General features: G+C 71.6%; 17 protein-coding genes. 6 read left to right on the top strand and 11 right to left on the bottom strand.

All coding sequences use genetic code 11. From position 1 onward, the window contains the following. The first annotated feature begins 6 nt into the window (after positions 1 to 6). On the top strand, positions 7 to 576 hold the full coding sequence (locus tag ACZ7GX_RS03145) for a hypothetical protein (protein ID WP_498772266.1): 570 nt from the start codon (positions 7 to 9) through the stop codon (positions 574 to 576). Here the strand turns inward: ACZ7GX_RS03145 and ACZ7GX_RS03140 are convergent. The 3 genes from ACZ7GX_RS03140 to ACZ7GX_RS03130 form a co-directional block, all read right to left on the bottom strand. Continuing rightward, positions 573 to 929 (bottom strand): DUF6292 family protein, encoded by a 357-nt coding sequence (locus tag ACZ7GX_RS03140; protein ID WP_498772264.1) that lies wholly within the window; start codon positions 927 to 929, stop codon positions 573 to 575. The genes ACZ7GX_RS03145 and ACZ7GX_RS03140 overlap by 4 nt on opposite strands. A gap of 121 nt (positions 930 to 1,050) precedes the next feature. Beyond that, positions 1,051 to 2,670, bottom strand: a complete 1,620-nt coding sequence (locus ACZ7GX_RS03135; protein ID WP_498772262.1) for a tannase/feruloyl esterase family alpha/beta hydrolase — start codon at positions 2,668 to 2,670, stop codon at positions 1,051 to 1,053. Positions 2,671 to 2,789: 119 nt separating this feature from the next. Then, complete coding sequence (locus ACZ7GX_RS03130; protein WP_498772260.1) at positions 2,790 to 3,320, bottom strand: hypothetical protein; 531 nt, start codon at positions 3,318 to 3,320, stop codon at positions 2,790 to 2,792. Positions 3,321 to 3,800: 480 nt separating this feature from the next. Here ACZ7GX_RS03130 and ACZ7GX_RS03125 point away from each other — a divergent pair, with 480 nt between their 5' ends. Continuing rightward, the gene (locus tag ACZ7GX_RS03125) at positions 3,801 to 4,457 is read left to right on the top strand and encodes a hypothetical protein (RefSeq protein ID WP_498772258.1); all 657 of its coding nucleotides are present in this window, start codon (positions 3,801 to 3,803) and stop codon (positions 4,455 to 4,457) included. Beyond that, entirely contained in the window at positions 4,454 to 5,275 is an 822-nt protein-coding gene (locus ACZ7GX_RS03120; protein ID WP_498772256.1) for a hypothetical protein, read from the top strand. The genes ACZ7GX_RS03125 and ACZ7GX_RS03120 overlap by 4 nt, the downstream gene beginning before the upstream one ends. Positions 5,276 to 5,465: 190 nt before the next feature. Here the strand turns inward: ACZ7GX_RS03120 and ACZ7GX_RS03115 are convergent, their stop codons facing one another. From ACZ7GX_RS03115 to ACZ7GX_RS03105, 3 genes are all read right to left on the bottom strand, one after another. Next, positions 5,466 to 6,320: an NAD(P)-dependent oxidoreductase gene (locus tag ACZ7GX_RS03115; RefSeq protein WP_498772254.1), complete on the bottom strand. Its 855-nt coding sequence runs from the start codon at positions 6,318 to 6,320 to the stop codon at positions 5,466 to 5,468. 34 nt (positions 6,321 to 6,354) lie between these two features. Next, complete coding sequence (locus ACZ7GX_RS03110; protein ID WP_498772252.1) at positions 6,355 to 7,854, bottom strand: amidase; 1,500 nt, start codon at positions 7,852 to 7,854, stop codon at positions 6,355 to 6,357. A gap of 146 nt (positions 7,855 to 8,000) precedes the next feature. After that, on the bottom strand, positions 8,001 to 8,159 hold the full coding sequence (locus ACZ7GX_RS03105) for a hypothetical protein (RefSeq protein WP_498772250.1): 159 nt from the start codon (positions 8,157 to 8,159) through the stop codon (positions 8,001 to 8,003). Between the two features lie 17 nt (positions 8,160 to 8,176). Here ACZ7GX_RS03105 and ACZ7GX_RS03100 point away from each other — a divergent pair, with 17 nt between their 5' ends. Together ACZ7GX_RS03100 and ACZ7GX_RS03095 are read left to right on the top strand one after the other, a co-directional pair. Beyond that, a complete protein-coding gene (locus ACZ7GX_RS03100) occupies positions 8,177 to 8,812 on the top strand; it encodes a hypothetical protein (RefSeq protein ID WP_498772248.1) in 636 nt (211 codons plus the stop codon). 641 nt (positions 8,813 to 9,453) lie between these two features. Continuing rightward, positions 9,454 to 10,398: a hypothetical protein gene (locus ACZ7GX_RS03095; RefSeq protein WP_498772246.1), complete on the top strand. Its 945-nt coding sequence runs from the start codon at positions 9,454 to 9,456 to the stop codon at positions 10,396 to 10,398. A gap of 5 nt (positions 10,399 to 10,403) precedes the next feature. On the opposite strand, the gene ACZ7GX_RS03090 is transcribed toward ACZ7GX_RS03095, so the two are convergent. Both ACZ7GX_RS03090 and ACZ7GX_RS03085 read right to left on the bottom strand, forming a co-directional pair. Continuing rightward, on the bottom strand, positions 10,404 to 11,255 hold the full coding sequence (locus ACZ7GX_RS03090; RefSeq protein WP_498772244.1) for an ABC transporter permease: 852 nt from the start codon (positions 11,253 to 11,255) through the stop codon (positions 10,404 to 10,406). Next, positions 11,252 to 12,136 carry an ABC transporter ATP-binding protein gene (locus ACZ7GX_RS03085; protein ID WP_498772242.1) on the bottom strand — a complete coding sequence of 295 codons (885 nt, stop codon included), beginning with the start codon at positions 12,134 to 12,136 and terminating at the stop codon, positions 11,252 to 11,254. Before ACZ7GX_RS03085 ends, ACZ7GX_RS03090 begins: the two co-directional genes overlap by 4 nt. 114 nt (positions 12,137 to 12,250) lie before the next feature. Between ACZ7GX_RS03085 and ACZ7GX_RS03080 the strand changes: the two genes are divergently transcribed. Further along, a complete protein-coding gene (locus ACZ7GX_RS03080) occupies positions 12,251 to 12,952 on the top strand; it encodes a MerR family transcriptional regulator (protein WP_498772240.1) in 702 nt (233 codons plus the stop codon). On the opposite strand, the gene ACZ7GX_RS03075 is transcribed toward ACZ7GX_RS03080, so the two are convergent. From ACZ7GX_RS03075 to ACZ7GX_RS03065, 3 genes are read right to left on the bottom strand one after another with little or no spacing between them, the layout of a single operon-like run. Further along, the gene (locus ACZ7GX_RS03075) at positions 12,922 to 13,578 is read right to left on the bottom strand and encodes a response regulator (RefSeq protein WP_498772238.1); all 657 of its coding nucleotides are present in this window, start codon (positions 13,576 to 13,578) and stop codon (positions 12,922 to 12,924) included. The two genes, ACZ7GX_RS03080 and ACZ7GX_RS03075, sit on opposite strands and share 31 nt — an antisense overlap. Continuing rightward, on the bottom strand, positions 13,575 to 14,534 hold the full coding sequence (locus ACZ7GX_RS03070) for a sensor histidine kinase (protein WP_498772236.1): 960 nt from the start codon (positions 14,532 to 14,534) through the stop codon (positions 13,575 to 13,577). The genes ACZ7GX_RS03075 and ACZ7GX_RS03070 overlap by 4 nt, the downstream gene beginning before the upstream one ends. A gap of 20 nt (positions 14,535 to 14,554) precedes the next feature. After that, on the bottom strand, positions 14,555 to 15,961 hold the full coding sequence (locus ACZ7GX_RS03065; RefSeq protein ID WP_498772234.1) for a serine hydrolase domain-containing protein: 1,407 nt from the start codon (positions 15,959 to 15,961) through the stop codon (positions 14,555 to 14,557). Positions 15,962 to 15,976: the final 15 nt, after the last annotated feature.

The raw sequence follows: 15,976 nt of genomic DNA, 5'->3' as shown, positions 1-15,976 counted from the left end.
CCCCCGATGACCCGGATCGCGATCACGGCCCTCACGTTCGGCGCGCTCGCGGTGGCGATGGCGCTGGGCGTGAGCTGGTTCGTCGTGTCGCCGCCGGGCGAGCGGTGGGAACCGGCGGTGAACTCGTTGGCGCTGCTCGCGGGCATCACCGGCATCTTCGCCGAGCGGTGGGCCTCGCAGCGCGAGCAGCGCAACCAGGCGATCGAGTCGATCCGGCTGGAGATGGCCCGCAACCGGGAGACGCTCGACGGCGAGGCGTTCAGCGCGTCGAGCTCACGCGGGCGGCGGGTGTACCCGAGGCTGGTGCAGTCGGCGGTGGACTCCGCGCTGTCGTCCGGCGCGCTGAGCCCGCACCGCGACGCCGAGCTGATCGACCTGCTGCACCGGTGGCGCACGGCGGTCGCGTCGGTGAACCGGCGGTTGGAGCTGACCGAGATGCTGGTGTTCACCAGCGCGTCGGACGAGAAGGCCGAGCAGTTCCACACGGCGCTGCACCGCGCCAGCAGCTTCTTCCAGGGCGTTCGGACGCTCCTCGACGAGGCCCAGGCCACCCTCGGCGGGCCGGTGCTGCCCTAGCTCGCGGCCAGCAGCTCGCCGTCGCCCAGCACGAGGCCGAGCCCGTCCACCCAGCGTGCCACGACGGCGGGTTCCGGCCGGACCGGGCCGCGCAGCCTGGCCAGCACGAACGGCGGCTCGGCGCTGTCGGTCTCCACCGCGACCGACCAGCCGCGGTCCTCGTCCCACAGCAGCGCCACGTCGCGGTCGGCGAAGCCGGGCAGGTGGCCGTCGAGCGCGAGGTAGGCGCCCAGGCGGGAACCGTCGGACTGCACGCACGAGCACTCGCCGCTGAGACCGAGCGCCCGCGTCACGTCCGAGACGTAGGCCAGCACCGCGCGCACCGCGCTGTCGTCATCGAATTCCCAGTCCATCCCGCACCACCGTCCCCGCCCCCGCCGTCCCTGGTCGGCGCCGACCACTCGACGCGGTCCGGGGTAGCCCGATCGTGCGGTTTCAAAACCCGGACGTCCGGATTGTTTGGCCGCCGGGACGTCAGGGAGCGGCCGGACCAGGCTTTTCGTACAGGTAGGCACCCACCCAGTCGACCGCGTCCCGGGTGGGCTCCGCCGGAGGGGCGGCCACGAAGTTCGCCGCGTCGTCGACGCTGCCGGTGCCGTCGTAGCGGGCGGTCAGCGGGTACGGGAACACCGGCCGGGTGCGGACCGCGTCGCCCGCCCGGCCGGTGGCGATGACGCGCTCGGGCGCGGTGCCCTGCTCCACCCACGCCAGCAGCTCGCGGATCGGGTCGAAACCGCTCAGCGTGCTGCCGCCGCCGCAGTGGTACATGCCGGGGACCATGAACACCCTGGCCCAGGAGCGGACGTCCTCGTCACGCTGCGCCAGCCGTTCGTAGTAGTCGAGCAGGGCGCGCGGCGGAACGCCCTGGTCGCTCCAGCCGTGCCAGAGGATCAGCTTGCCGCCCGCCGCGCGGAACTCGTCCAGGTCGAGGCTCATCGCGTTGCCGCGCACGCCCTCGACGTTGAGCCGGGCGAACTCCTCGGCGGTGAACTCGACGTCGGCCAGCGACGAGCCCGGCGAGCCGACCGGGAAGCCCATGTGCTTGAGGAAGTTGTCCGCGAGCAGCGCGGAGAACGTGGCGGCGCGGGGGCTGGTGGTCGGGGTGATCCAGTCCACCCAGGCCCGCTCGGAGCCGCGTTCCTGCCCGGCCGGGTAGAGCCGCTTGCCGCGGGCGTCCTTCGGACCCGCGTACAGCTTGCGCACCACGTCGAGCTGCTCGGGCGTGAGGCACTTGCCGCCGGCCGCCGGGCACAGCAACGGCGCGGGGTCGTAGTCGCACCGGCGCGGGTCCTCGATCTGGTCGTCCACCAGGCCGTCGATGCGGTCGCAGTGCTTCATGACGGCGTCGTGCAGCACGGGCAGCAGGTCGGCGGTGAGCACCGGCAGGCCGTCCGCGCCGGTGTTCGTGCGGGCCAGCCACGCCTGGTAGAGCACCAGCGGGCTCTGGTAGTTCGCGGGCGCGCCGGCGATGACGCCGTCGAAGTCGTGCGGGTAGCGCTGGGCCAGCAGCAGCCCTTCCCGGCCGCCGTTGGAGCAGCCGGCGAAGTAGGAGAACGAGGGCGGGTCGCCGTAGAAGTCCTCGATGACCCGCTTGGCGGCCATCGAGACCACGTGCGGCGCGCGGAAGGCGAAGTCGTCGCGGGCCGCCTGGTTGGCGGCGGCGGGCCTGCCGTCGGCCGACCTGACCGTGCCGCGACCGACGTGCCCGTCGTCCGTGGCGGCCACCGCGACGCCGCCGACCTCCGGTCCGCAGTCGGGGAACGAGGGCGACACGAGCTCTCCGCAGAACCCGCCGCAGCCGTACTGGAGGTAACGGCCGGTGTAGGTCGTGATCGGCAGCTTCAGGTGGAACCGGACCTCCGGCTCGACGTACCCGAGCACGGAGCAGTGCGCCGCCTCCTGGCCCTCCCCCACCGCTTCCGCCTGCGTCACGTGCGCACGCGTGCCGGGGAGCTCGAAGTCGCGCACCAGGTCCGCGCACTCGGCCACGGGCCGGATCACCGCGCCCTGCTCGCCGGGCGCGGCGGCGAGGGCGGCCACCAGCGCCACCACCATGCCGACCAGCACGCCCCACCGGATCACTCGCACCTCCATCCCCGCCCATTCTGCCGATCACGCGCGCACCGATCGGATCCCGGGTCCGACGGCGGCCGGGCACGAGCCCGTGCGTGCGGAGTATCCCCTGTTCGGGGCGTTGACGGACGGGAAACGGATCAGGGGCGGGGTGTGAGCACCGCAACGCCCGCGATGTCGTCCAGGTACGCGGAGGTGAACCCACCGGCGACGTTCTCCACCTCCGCGATCACCACCGTGACGCCGTCGAGCACCGCGGAGTCGTAGTTGTGCGCGGTGAACGGGACGTCGGCGACCTGGAGGAGGGAACCGGACAGCGGCGTGAGGTCACCGGTGCCGTGGACGTCCTCGAGCCGCTTGAACTCGCGGGCCTGGTCGCGGTCGTCGAACTCGACCCAGGCGACGAACACGACCGCCGTCCCACCCTTGTCGTCCGTGAGGGTGAACAGCATCCGGTCGAGGGCCACGCAAGGCACGGCCTTCAACAACTCCTGCACCTGCCCGAACGAGTGGGAAACGCACTCGTCGTCAGCGCGGGTCGCCCTGTCGACCACCCGGAGCCCGGTGTCGCGCCAGATCTCGTCCGGATCGCCAGGCGCCGCGAGCCCACCGGCACCAGCGGCAACCACACCGGCCAACGCGGCGGCGGCGACCAACCCACCGGACCCCATCCCACCACCTCCGCCACGACCGGCACCTGTCACCCACTGGTACCCGCTTCGACGGTAACTCCCACCTGCCGACGACGGACAGGCCCAACACCACCAACCCACGCCACACCACGACCACCGGCCGGCGCAGTCGGAACCGCGCCGCCATCCCGAACCCACCCGACACGGACCTCACGAGGGGTTCGGCAGCCGAGTGTCGAATGTAGACGGTGGCGGTGGCAGTGGGCGAAGACGTCGCGTCGGACGTGGCTTCGGTCGTGTGTAGGGCGAACGCCTGACACGCTCGCCCGCTTCGCGACGCTACGTTCCGGCACCATGGGGTATCGAAGCAGGGGGCTCGTCGCGGTCGTGATCGCCGCACTGGCCGTCACTACTGCGTGTGGCGATCGCGGCGGGAGCGGGTCACCGGCCGGCGGCCCGACATCAGGCACCGACCCCGGCAAGTCGAGGAAGATCGACAGTGCCGACGAGGTGATCAAGGTGGTCGACCTGGGGTTCGTCACCTACAGCGTCGGGAAGTCCGTCAAGCAGGACTACCTGAGCTGGGGGTTCGTCATCGAGAACGTCTCCGACGAGGTGGCCCTCAGCGTCTCGGTCGAGGCGGACTTCACCGACGGAGCAGGACAGCCCGTCCCGGGCACCGAAGAAGCCGGCTCCTTCACCGTGGTACTACCCGGCCAGAAGATGGGCGTGGGCGGCAACAGCATGTACGACGGCCCGGTCGTGGCCGACATGGAGGTCAAGGTCACGATGATCGGGTCGCTGGACACCCCGGACGGCAAGCGCCACCGGGACCCGCCCTCCCCCTACCAGGAGCTGCGGGCGAGCAACCCGGTCGAGACCCTCACCGGCCAGAACGACGACAACGAGGTGGTCACGGTCGACGTGACCAACACCTACGGCGTCCCGTTGAAACCGAAGGTGACCGCGGTGAGGCGGGACGCCAACGGCGTCATCGTGGGCGGTCTGGGCAACAACGCCATGGAGGAGAAGATCCAGCCGGGTGCCCGCGCGCAGGCCACCCTCAGCGGGCAGGTCCACCTGCCGAGGCTGACCTCGGGGACCACCGAGTTCTCCGTGGATCCGGTCATGGGGTGGATCGTCACCACTGACCCCGTTTTCGAGGACCTGGGATGACCACCATCGGCAAGCTCGTCGCGCTCGCGTGCGCCGCACTGGCCCTGACGACCGCGTGCGGCGGAGGGGACGGGTCGTCATCAGCCGAGGGCGATACCGGCGAACCGAAGACCATCGCCAGTGCCGACGAGGTGATCAAGGTCGTCGACAAGGGGTTCGTCACCTACAAGGTCGAAAAACCCGGCGTCGAGAGCGACTACCTGAGCTACGGGTACGTCATCGAGAACGTCTCCGACGAGGTGGCCCTCACCGTCCGGGTCGCCGTGGAGTTCACCGACGAAGCGGGCAAGCCCCTCCCGGACGTGCCCAGCTCGGGCAACGAGTTCAGCGTCGTGCTACCCGGCCGGAGGATGGGCGCCGGCCACAGCGAGAGCTACGCCGGCCCCGCCCCCGGTGGCGACCGCCCGACCATCGCCGGCATGAACGTCAAGATCACCCTGATCACCGCGCTGGACACCCCGGACGGCGAGCGCTACCGGAAACCACCCGCTCCCTACGCCGAGTTGGCGACGGGCGACCCGGTCGTCGTCGGCTCGAATGGCAGGAACGAGACGGTCGCGGCCGAGGTGACCAACACCTACGACGTCCCGCTGCGGCCGAAACTGACCGCGGTGGTGCGGAACGCCGACGGCGTCATCGTCGGCGGCATGAACAGCGAGCCGGTCACCCAGCAGATTCAGCCAGGCGACAGCGCGCGGGCTGAGTTCTTCGACAGGGACATCCGGTCGCCGAAGGTCGCCGAGGGGACCGTCGAGTGCTACGCGGACCCCAACCTGGGACGGATGATCACCCGAACCCCCGTCTGGGAGGACACCTGACGCTACGGGCCCGGGGTGGGAGGCCGGTGGTCGGCAGTGCACTTCTTCCAGGCACTTCTTCCCGGGCCACGTCCACGCGGTCAAGGGCCGCGTCCACGCGGTCAAGGGCCTCGGCGGGGTTCCGACGGGCAGAGCGGGGTTTCGACGGGCAAGGGCGGGGTTTCGACGGGCAAGATCCGCTGCGACGACCTCAAGACCCGAACGCCGCCACCACCGCCGCCATGTCCGCCCCTTCCCCGACCCGCCCCGCCGCCACCCGGTAGTGCTCGTGCAACACCCGCATCAACCGATCATCCGTCCCGGCCACCGCCATCGCCGCCACGATCAGCTCGCTGTCCTTCACCGCGCCGTCAACCCCGAACGACGCGGTGAACTCGCCGTCGATCATCGCCCGTCCCTTGACCTGCGCATAAGTGCTGTCGACCGGACCACCGGCGATCACCTCCAAGAACGCGTCGGGGTCCAACCCCAACCCCCGCGTCAGAGCCACCGCCTGCGCGGTCGCGGCCGTGATCGACAGCACCCACGAGTTGGCCGCCAGCTTGAGCCGCTGCCCGTCCCCGGGCCGTTCACCCGCCCACACCGTGCGCAGCGCGATGGCGTCGAACACCGGCGCGAGGAACTCCCGCACCTCCACCGGCCCGGCCGCCAGGACGGTCAGCTTCCCCTGTTCGGCCGGTGCGCGCGTGCCGAGCACCGGCGCGTCCACGAACGGCACGCCGTACGTCGTGGCCAGTTCCGCCAAGTGGTCGACACCGTCCAAGCCGACCGTGCCGCACTGCACCCACACCGCACCGGGCTCGACCGACGGCAACGCCTCGGCCATCACCCCGGCGGTCGCGTCGGCGTCGAACAACATCGTGAGCACGACGTCCGCGCCGACGACCGCGCTCTTCGGGTCGTCGGCGACCAGCGCGCCTTCGTCGGCCAGCGGGCGCGCCTTGGCCACGCTGCGGTTCCACACCACGACGTCCATCTTGGACCGCAGCAGGCTCCGCGCCATCCCGGCGCCCATCAGACCCGTTCCCAACACCACCGCGCGCATGGACCCAACATTCCACCAAGGACGGTGGACCGCATCACGAAGGCGACGAGGCCAGGTAGCCGGGCGCCCGGCGGGCGTGCGCCGCCCGTTCGAACGCGGCGGCGAACCGCAGCACGGTCGCGTCCTCCCGGTGGCCCGCCATGAACGACACACCGATCGGCAACGGCCCGGCGAAGCCCGCCGGCACGGAAGCGTTCGGGTACCCGGACACGGCCGCCGGCGTCGACGACCCCAGCTCGAAGGCGTCACCGTCGCCGTACTCGGTCCGCCACGCCGGCCCGTTCGTCGGCGCCACGATCACGTCCAGCCGGTGCGCGGCCAGCACCTCGTCGATCGAACGGCGGGCGAGCGCGGTCGCGGTCCGGCGCTGCTCGACGTACGTCGGATCGGTGACCGGCCGGGCCTTCGCCGCCTCGACGAACAACTCCTGCCCGAACCTGTCCAGCTCCACCGGGTCGGCCTCGTTGAACGCGATCAGCTCGGTCAACGTCCTCGGCACGCCCGGCCGCGTCTTCAGGTACCGCTCCAGGTCGTGCTTGAACTCCGTGATCAGCGCCGGGAACTCGGCGGCCTCGACCTCCTGCTGGTACGGCAACTCCACCTCGACCACCACCGCGCCGGAGCGCCGCAGCACGTCCACCGCCGACTGCACGACCCGGTCCGCCTCGGCGTTGCGCCCGGCCTTGCGCCACACGCCGACCCGCTTGCCGTCCAACGTCGCCGCGCCGAGGTCCGACGCGTAGTCGACGCCCTCGCCCTCCAGCACGGACATCAGGATCGCGGCGTCCACCACGTGCCGCGCCATCGGACCGGCCGTGTCCTGGCGCGACGAGATGGGCACGATGCCGTCGCCGCTGATCCGGCCGAGCGTGGGCTTGAGGCCGACCACGCCGTTCTGCCCGGCCGGGCACACGATCGAGCCGTCGGTCTCCGTGCCCACCGCGACCTGCGCCAACGACGCCGCCACCGCCGCGCCCGAGCCGGACGACGAGCCGCACGGGTTGCGGTCGAGGACGTGCGGGTTGTTGGTCTGCCCGCCGATCGCGGACCACCCGGAAGTGGACGACGTGGAGCGGAAGTTCGCCCACTCGGACAGGTTCGTCTTGCCCAGGACCACCGCGCCCGCGTCACGCAGGCGTCGCACCAGCTCGGCGTCGTCCCGGGGCGGCACGCGCAGGGCACGTGAACCGGCCGTGCTGCCCATGGTCCTGGTGTCGATGTTGTCCTTGAGGAGCACCGGGATGCCGTCCATCGGGCCTCTCACCTGCCCCAGCCGACGTCGCCGGTCGCTCTCCGCGGCTTGGGCGAGCGCTTCGGGGTTCACCGCGACGACCGAGCGGACCTTGCGGTCGATGGTCTCGATGCGGCGCAGGTAGGCGCGGGTGAGGTCGACCGAGGTGAGGGTGCCCGCGTCCATTCGGCGGTTCAGGTGCGGGATGGTGGCCGCGTCCAGGTCCTCGACCGGGCGGGTGCGGGCGTGGGCCGGTGGCGCGACGACGAGCACGCACAGCAGGGCCGCGAACAGGGATCGCATGCTGGTACCCCAGTCGTGGGGACCGTTCCCGGTCAACCCGCCGTTGGTCGGGGGCTTCGGGATCTTGGGGCTCGGTCGGGACCCGGTCGGCGCAGGTTCTTGATCGGCGCAGGTTCCTCAGTCGGCGCTGGTTCGGCTGGCGCCGGCTATTTGGGCGCTTCCCCCTGGTTGACGCGTGCGTGCAGCCGTTCGCGGATCTCGTCGGGCGTGTAGGCGCGACGCTTGCGTTCCGCGCGTGCGATCACCACCCCGGTCGCCGCGACACCCGCGACACCGGCCAGTCCAAGCAGCTTCCACCAGCGCATCTGCCTAGGCTACCGGGATGGCTGGAACGAAGATCGGTCTGGACGAGGCGGTCGAGCTCACCCGTACCGGGGACGTCTGGTTGTTCCGCGGCAGCTCGGTGGCCGACCGGGCGATCCGGGTGACCACGAACAGCCCGGTGAACCACGTCGGCATGACCGTGGCCGTCGAGGACCTGCCGCCGTTGATGTGGCACGCCGAAATGGGCCGCTCCCTGCCGGACGTGTGGACCGGCACGCACCACCGGGGCGTGCAGTTGCACGACTTGCGTGACGCCGTGCTGGTGTGGGCGCGCAAGTACGGGCAGCGGGCGTGGCTGCGGCAACTCGACCGGCCGACGACCCGGGAGGAGGACGACGCGGTGCTGAAGACGGTGGCACGGCTCAACGGGACCCCGTTCCCGTCCACGGCGAGGATGGCCAGTCGGTGGTTGCGCGGGCGGTTGCCGAACTTGCGCAAGTCTTCGGACACGACGTTGGAGACGGCGTACTGCGCGGAGGTGGTGGCGGTGACTTACGAGGAGATGGGGCTGCTGCCGAGCGGGCGTCGGGTCAATTGGTACGACCCGGGGCGGTTTTGGAGCGGTGATGAGCTGGACTTGGTGGGTGGGGCGCGGTTGGGGGAGGAAATCGGGGTGGAGATACCTCGGGAGTGACTTGGGGGTTGGAGGTTGGGGGTTCGAGGGGTTGGGGGTCAGGGGGCAAGGCTCGGTCGGGTTTGGGCGGGGCTTGGGTTCGATGGTCACGCTCGGGTCCGGCTCGATTTGACATGGGGCCCTTACGGGCACTCCAGGCAGGCCAAACCCGGCAGGCCCGGCGGGGAAAAGCGTCCCGCCAGGCCTGCCGGCTTCGACCAGCCTAAAGCACCCGAACCCATGTCAAATCGGGCCTCTGCGGGGGCGCTGCGGGTCCGTTGTGGGGCTGTTGGTTAGGGCGTTGGTGGTGGTTTCCGTGCTTGCGGCTCACTCGACTGGGCGAAGAGTGCAACCTGTGACAACCCCAATCGCATTTCTCACGTTAGCCGGATAAAACGGCCGGCCCGGCGGCGAACAGGGCTGGGTGGAAGCGGTTCGGTGGTGGGGTGGAGAGGTGGTGGGGCATGGGCAGGGTCTCGGTGCGTCGTGGGATGGAGTGGTGGAGTGGAGTGGTGGGTGGCGCGGGACGCGTGCAGGCGGTGGGGTTGGTGCTGGCGTTGGTGTCATGGTTGATGGCTGGACTGGACTGGTAGCGGGCAGTGGCTGGTTGCCTTCGCTTAAAACAGGAGTGCGGAAGGAGGTTCGGATCTAGCATTCGGTCGGTGGACAAGCGTTCGAGCGTGGCGTTGGGCGTGGCGTTGGTTGGGGCCTTGGTGGTCGGGTGCGCTGCGGAGGCAGAGGTGCCGCAGGTGACGCCCGAGACCGGGTTGCTGGGCGCGCTGGCTGGGGTGCGGGCCACTGCCGAGTCGTCCGTGCTGGTCGAGTACGGGGACGTGGCGGCGGTGCGGGCGTTGGTCGACCAGGACCCCCAGCGGTTCCGGGAGTTGCAGGGCTACGGGTACTCCGACCTGGCCGGGCACAGCCGGGTGCTGCCCGAGCTGGTCGGGTTCGACCCCGCCAAGGCCAGCACGGCGTTGCGGGTGGGGCAGCCGCCGAAGTGGGCGGCGGTGCTGCACATGGACGTGGACGTGCCGGGGGTGGACGCCAAGCTCGCGGGGTTGGGTGGGCGACGTGGTGGTTCGGGCGTCTGGACGACCGGTGAGGACAACGAGATCGACCCGGACGGGCCGTTGGCGGAGGCCGGGATCGTGACCGGGTTCCAGCAGGTGCGGGTGGAGGCGGGTTCGGTGGTGCACTCGCCTGCCGGTGAGTCGCTGAAGTGGGTCACCGAGCCGCCGGGGGACCAGTCGTTGGCCGACGACCCCATGATCGGCGAGTTGGCGCGGTGCCTGGGTGACGTCTCCGCGGCGCTGATCAGCAAGCCGAAGAACGGGTTGCCGGTGGCGGCGGGGGTGCGGACGACGCCGGCGGGCGAGAGCACCGAGGTCGTGTGCGTGCCCGACGAGAATCCCAACGCGCTCAAGGACCTCGTGCGGACGAACCTCGAGTCCTCGCCCTGGGCGGAGGTGCTGCCCGGCGCGACGGCCGAGCAGCCCGCCGACCAGACCGGTGTCGTGCGGGTGCTCGCGCCGACCGCGCCGGGCGCGCGGATCGGTCGGGTGCTCCAGGCGTTGCAGCGCGGCGAGCTGCCGACGTTGTTCGGCTGAGCCGGTCAGTCGAACCGCTGGGCGACCTGTTCCCGGCGGGCCGCGACGGACGAGCCCGACTCACGCCGGGCCATGCGGCGCAGGACGACGGACGCGAGGGCCAGGCCCACGACGGCCCACGCGCCGAGTGCGATCACGGTCTCGAGTTGCCGCCACGAGCCGCCGATCTCGGCGGCGGCGACCGCGTCCGGCAGCAGGGCGGACCGCAGGCCGAGCCCCAGCCAGTAGAGCGGGAACGCCTGGCCGATCCACTGGGCCCACCCCGGCAGGGCGGTGATCGGGTAGAACACGCCCGACACCACCACCAGACCCATGATCAGCAAGGTGACGAAGCCGAGGCTCTGGGTGTTGCCGAACACCGCGCCCACGATCGCCCCGATCGGCAGGACGGCGAGCAGGCCGAGCCCGAGCACCCACACCAAGGTGACCCACGTCGACACGCGACCCGGTCGCAGGCCGTCGAACAGCAGCATCGCGGGCACGAGGATGAGCACGAGCACCGCGACCGTCATCGCCGCCTTGCCCAGCACCTTGCCGATGACGTAGGCGAGCACGCCGTTCGGCGTCGCCTTCGCCCGCAGCAACGTGCCGTCCTCGCGGTCCATGGTGAGGGTCATCGCCAACCCCATCAGGCCGGAGAACACGGCGCTCATCGCGAGGATCCCCGGCACGGCCTGCGCACCGAGCGGGAAGTCCAGGCCGGGCACGGCGCCGTCGCCGAACGCGTACATCACGACCAGCGCCACCACCGGCAGCCACAGCCAGCCCATCAGCTCGCCCGCGTTGCCCATGGTGTGGCCGAACTCGATCCGACCGCGCCGCACCCCCGCGCGCACGGCCACCACCCGGGCGTTCACGCGGTCACCAGCTCGGACTCGCGCACCAGCGCCAGGTACACGTCCTCCAGGCTCGCGCGCCGCACTTCGAGGTCGTCCACCGCCTTGCCGTGCTCGGCGAACAGCTCCCGCACGTAGCCGGTGGAGTCGGCCACGGACAGCACGTGCTCCTCACCGCCCAGCCGGTACCGCACCTCGGCCACGCCGGCGATCCGGGCGGCCAGTTCCGCCGCCGTGCCGTCGGCGACCACCCGGCCGGCCACCAGGATCACGATGCGATCGGCCAGCTTCTCCGCCTCGGCGAGGTCGTGGGTGGTGAGCAGGATGGTGGTGCCGGACAGGCCGCGCACCAGCTCGTGGAACTCGCGCCGGGCCTCGGGGTCGAAGCCGACCGTCGGCTCGTCGAGGAACAGCAGGTCGGGCTGTCCGACCAAGCCGACGGCGACGTCCAAGCGCCGCCGCTGCCCGCCGGACAGGGTGCCGATCCTCTTGTCGGCGTGGTCGGTCAGGCCGACCGACGCGATCAGGTCGTCGAGGTCGAACGCCCGCCCGCGGTACGGCTCGTAGCACAGGCTCAGGTAGGACAGCAGCTCGCGCACCCGCCACCGGCCGTGGTCGCGCCACGACTGCAGGACCACGCCGAGCCGGGCGCGCCACGTCTCGTCGCCGTCGTCGGGGTCGACGCCGAGCACCCGGACCTCGCCGGCGGACCGCTTGCGGAAGCCCTCCAGGATCTCGATGGTGGTGGTCTTGCCCGCGCCGTTGGGTCCGAGCAGCGCCACCACCTCGCCCGGTCCGACGGTCAGGTCGACGCCCTTCAGCACGTCGGTGGACCCGTACCGCATGCGCAGGTCCCGCGTCTGCACAACCGACGGTTCCCGCTGGTTGTCGTTGGTTTTCATGTGTTAAACCGTATCGTTGAAGTACCCTGTTGAGACTTTCTGCGACTTGTGCGAGGAAGGCATCGGACAACCTTCAAATTCCCGTTGAACCTGAACGCGTGTGGGGTGCTTGCCGTGGGTCTTCGCCCGGTGGATCTGGCCCGTGCCGCGGGCATCTCGGCCCAGCAGGTGCGCAACTACCTCGACGCCGGGGTGCTGCCGCCGGCCGAACGCTCACCGGCGGGGTACCGGGTGTTCGACGAGCGGCACCGGCAGGCGTTGACGACGTACCGGGCGCTGGGTCGCGGGTACGGGTGGGACGCCGCCAAGGCCATCATGCGCTCGATCCACGCCGGCGCGCCCGACCAGGCTCTGGTCCGGGTGGACGCCGAGCACGCGGCGGCGCACGGGCAGCGGCTGGCGTTGCGGGCGACGGCGGAGGCGTTGGAGGCGGTGGCCGGGCACCCGCCGGACACCGTGCCTCGGACCGGGTTGCGGGTGGGTGAGTTGGCCGCACGGCTCGGCGTGCGGCCGTCGGCGTTGCGGGTGTGGGAGGCGGCGGGCCTGCTGCTGCCGGGGCGGGACACCGACGGGCACCGGCGGTTCGGCCCGACGGACGTCCGCGACGCCCGCCTGGTGGCCACGCTGCGGCAGAGCCGCTACCCGCTGCCGACGATCAAGCCGATCATGGACGAGTTCCGCAGCTCGGGCGGCGCGGACGCGTTGCGCGCCGCGATCACCGACCGGGAGGCCGAGATCGGCCGGCGGGCCCGGTCGATGCTCGAAGCCGCCGCCGCGCTGCACGGCTACCTGGCGGTGGTCAGCCCCGCCTCGTAGGCGAGGATCGCGGCCTGGACCCGGTTGGTCACTTCGAGGCGTTGCAGGATCGCGCTGACGTGCGCCTTCACCGTGCCCTCGGCGACGGTCAGGCACCGGGCGATGTCCTGGTTGGACAGGCCCTCCCCCACCAGCGCCAACACCTCGCGCTCACGTCCGGTCAGCGCGTCGACCCGCTTGCGGGCCTGGTCGTAGCGGGTGAGGCGGCCGCCGCGCAGGTCGGCGACCACGCGGTGGGCGACGCGGGGTGAGAGGTAGGCGGCGCCCTCGGCCGCCGCGCGCACGCCGATCAGCAGTTCCCTCGGGTCGGCGGCTTTGAGCAGGAAGCCGTTGGCCCCTTCGCCCAGCGCCCGCGCGACGTACTCGTCCTCGTCGAACGTCGTCAGCATGACCACCGCGACCTCCGGCATGGCCTGGCGCAGTTCCGCGGCGGCGGCCAGGCCGTCCAGGCGGGGCATCCGGATGTCGAGCAGGACGACGTCGGGCTGGTGCGCTCGCGTCAGTTCGACCGCCTCACGCCCGTCGACGGCCTCGGCGACCACTTCGATGCCCGGGTCGGTGTCGAGGATGGCCCGCACGCCGGCGCGGACCATCGCCTCGTCGTCGGCGAGCAGCACGCGGATCACGCCCCACCTCCCCGCGGCAGTCGGGCGGTCACCGTGAACCGGCCGTCGACCACACCCGACCGCAGCGTGCCACCGACCAACCGGACGCGCTCGGCCAGGCCGGCCAAGCCGCTACCGCCGCCGTCGCCGACGGGTGTCCGGTCGACCGGGTTGGCCACGGTGACCAGCACTTCGTCGGTCGTCGCCAGCTCCACCGCGACGGGAGCGCCGGGCGCGTGCCGGGCGGCGTTGGTCAGCCCCTCCTGCACCACCCGGTGCACGGCGCGGTCCAGCAGCGGCGGCAGCGGGGTGGTGTCGCCGGTCCGGGTCAGGACCACCGGCAGGCCGGCGACGGCGGCCCGGTCCACCAGCGCCTCCACGGTCTCGTCCGGCGGCTCGACCGGGGCGGCGCCCTCCCGCAGCACGCCGACGGTGCGCCGCAGGCGGTCGGTGGCCGTCACCGCGGACTCGCGCAGGCCGGCGGCGGCCCGGCGGGTGGACTCGGTGTCGCCGGTCAGCTCCAACGCGCCGGCGCGCAGCGCGATCAACGTCAGCTCGTGGCCGAGCGAGTCGTGCATGTCGGCCGCGATCCGGGCCCGCTCCCGCAACCGGGCGCGTTCGGCGACGAGTTCCTGCGCCCGTTCCAGCTGCACGATCCGCTCCCGTCCCACCGCGATCAGCTCGGCCTGCTGCCGCCGGAACCGGCCGGCGAGCCACGGCAGCACCACGAACAGGCCCAGGCTCGCCAGCGCGCCGACACCTTCCCAGACCCGCACCACCGCGATCACCAGCCCGACCGCCGCCACCGCGCCGACGACCAGTTCGCCCCGGCGCACCGGCAGGTGCCGGCCGTGCAGGTAGACCAGCACGGCCAGCGCCGGGTAGAGCAACTGCCGCCACACCGGCAACGCGTCCGTGGCCAGCCCGTTGACCAGCCCCGCGAGCGCGAGCGCCGCGAGGACCACGCCGTTCCGCATGGTGCGGACCCTACCGAGGGTCATCCGGTGTGGACCGTCGCACGCAGGCGGAGCAGCCGGGCCGTCGCCGTCGCCACGCCGGCCAGGGCCGCGACGACCACCGTGATGGTCAACGGCAGGGCGAAGTAGGTCAGCTGCGCCCACGTGACCGTGCGCCCGTTGACCAGGATCGAGGTGAGGTCCGGATAGGCCGCCGGCAGGCCGACCGGCACGAGCAGCGGCACGAAGCGCAACGCCACCGACCACACCGGCGAGCCCGCCCGCCGTCGTGCCCAGCGCGCCGACCGCCGGACACCCAGCACCCCGAGACCGATGGCCGCCAACGCGATCAGGCCCAGCACCAGCTCGAACGACTGCCGACCGGCGCCCGCGGGCGCCGGATCACGGCCTTGGCTCAACGCGATCAGCCCGTTGAGGATGTCGTAGGTGTCGTCGTGCAGCGACGCGCTGTTGACCAGCACCGCGAACCCGTGCCCCGTGGCAGGCACGATCGCCTGCACGGCCGAGTACGTGAACAGGTTCCCGGGGTGCACGAGCTGCTCCACCCCGTCCGGCCCCTGATCGGGAATCCACCCCATGGCATACTCGTCCACAGTGGACGACGTGTGCATCACGCGCAGTCCCTCGGCCGACACGAGCTGCGTGCCGATGCCGTTCTGGCTGATCAGCCACTTGCCCATGTCGGCCGCCGTGGTGACGACCCCGCCACCGCCGCTGTGGAACCCCGGCAGCTCGGGCCTGCTCAGCCACGCGCCGAACACCGAGTTGTACCCGTCGGCGGGTCGGATGACGTCCGTCGACACCGTGCTGCGCGACATGCCGAGCGGCCCGAACACGCGCTCCTTCAGGTAGTCGTCGAACGACCGGCCACTCGCCACCTCCACCACCCGAGCGGCCAGGTCGTAGTTCACGTTGCAGTACTCGTAGTGCGTGCCCGGGTCCGCCGCCAACGAACCGGAGGACAGCTTCGCCGTGTAGTCACCCAGAGAGGTGGCGGTTTCCAACGCGGTCACGTCGATCGTGGTGTCGGAGAACCCCGAGGTCTGGTTCACCAACTGCCGGACGGTCACGTCGGCGAACCTCGGATCCGCCATCGTGAAGCCGGGCACCTGGTCGGCCACCGAGTCGTCCAGCTCGATCCGGCCGTCCTCCACCAGCGTCATGACGGCCATCGCGGTGAACGACTTGCTGACCGACGCGATCCGCATCGGCGTGTCCGCCGTGACGGGGGCACCCTCGGAGTCCTCGCCGTACCCGGCGGCGTGCACGACGCGGTCGCCCTGGGTCACCACCACCGACATCCCCGGCAAACCGGTGTCGTGCATGACCTGCGCCAGGTACTCGTCGATGGACGTCGGTGCGGCGTGCGCGGCGGGGCTCAGGAACGCCCCCGCCGCGACCGCGATCAGGATCAACATCGCCTTCATGCCGAGAACCGTAGA

Source organism: Actinosynnema sp. NPDC037264 (genome assembly GCF_055603705.1).
This window is presented reverse-complemented; position numbering and strand designations above follow the sequence as displayed.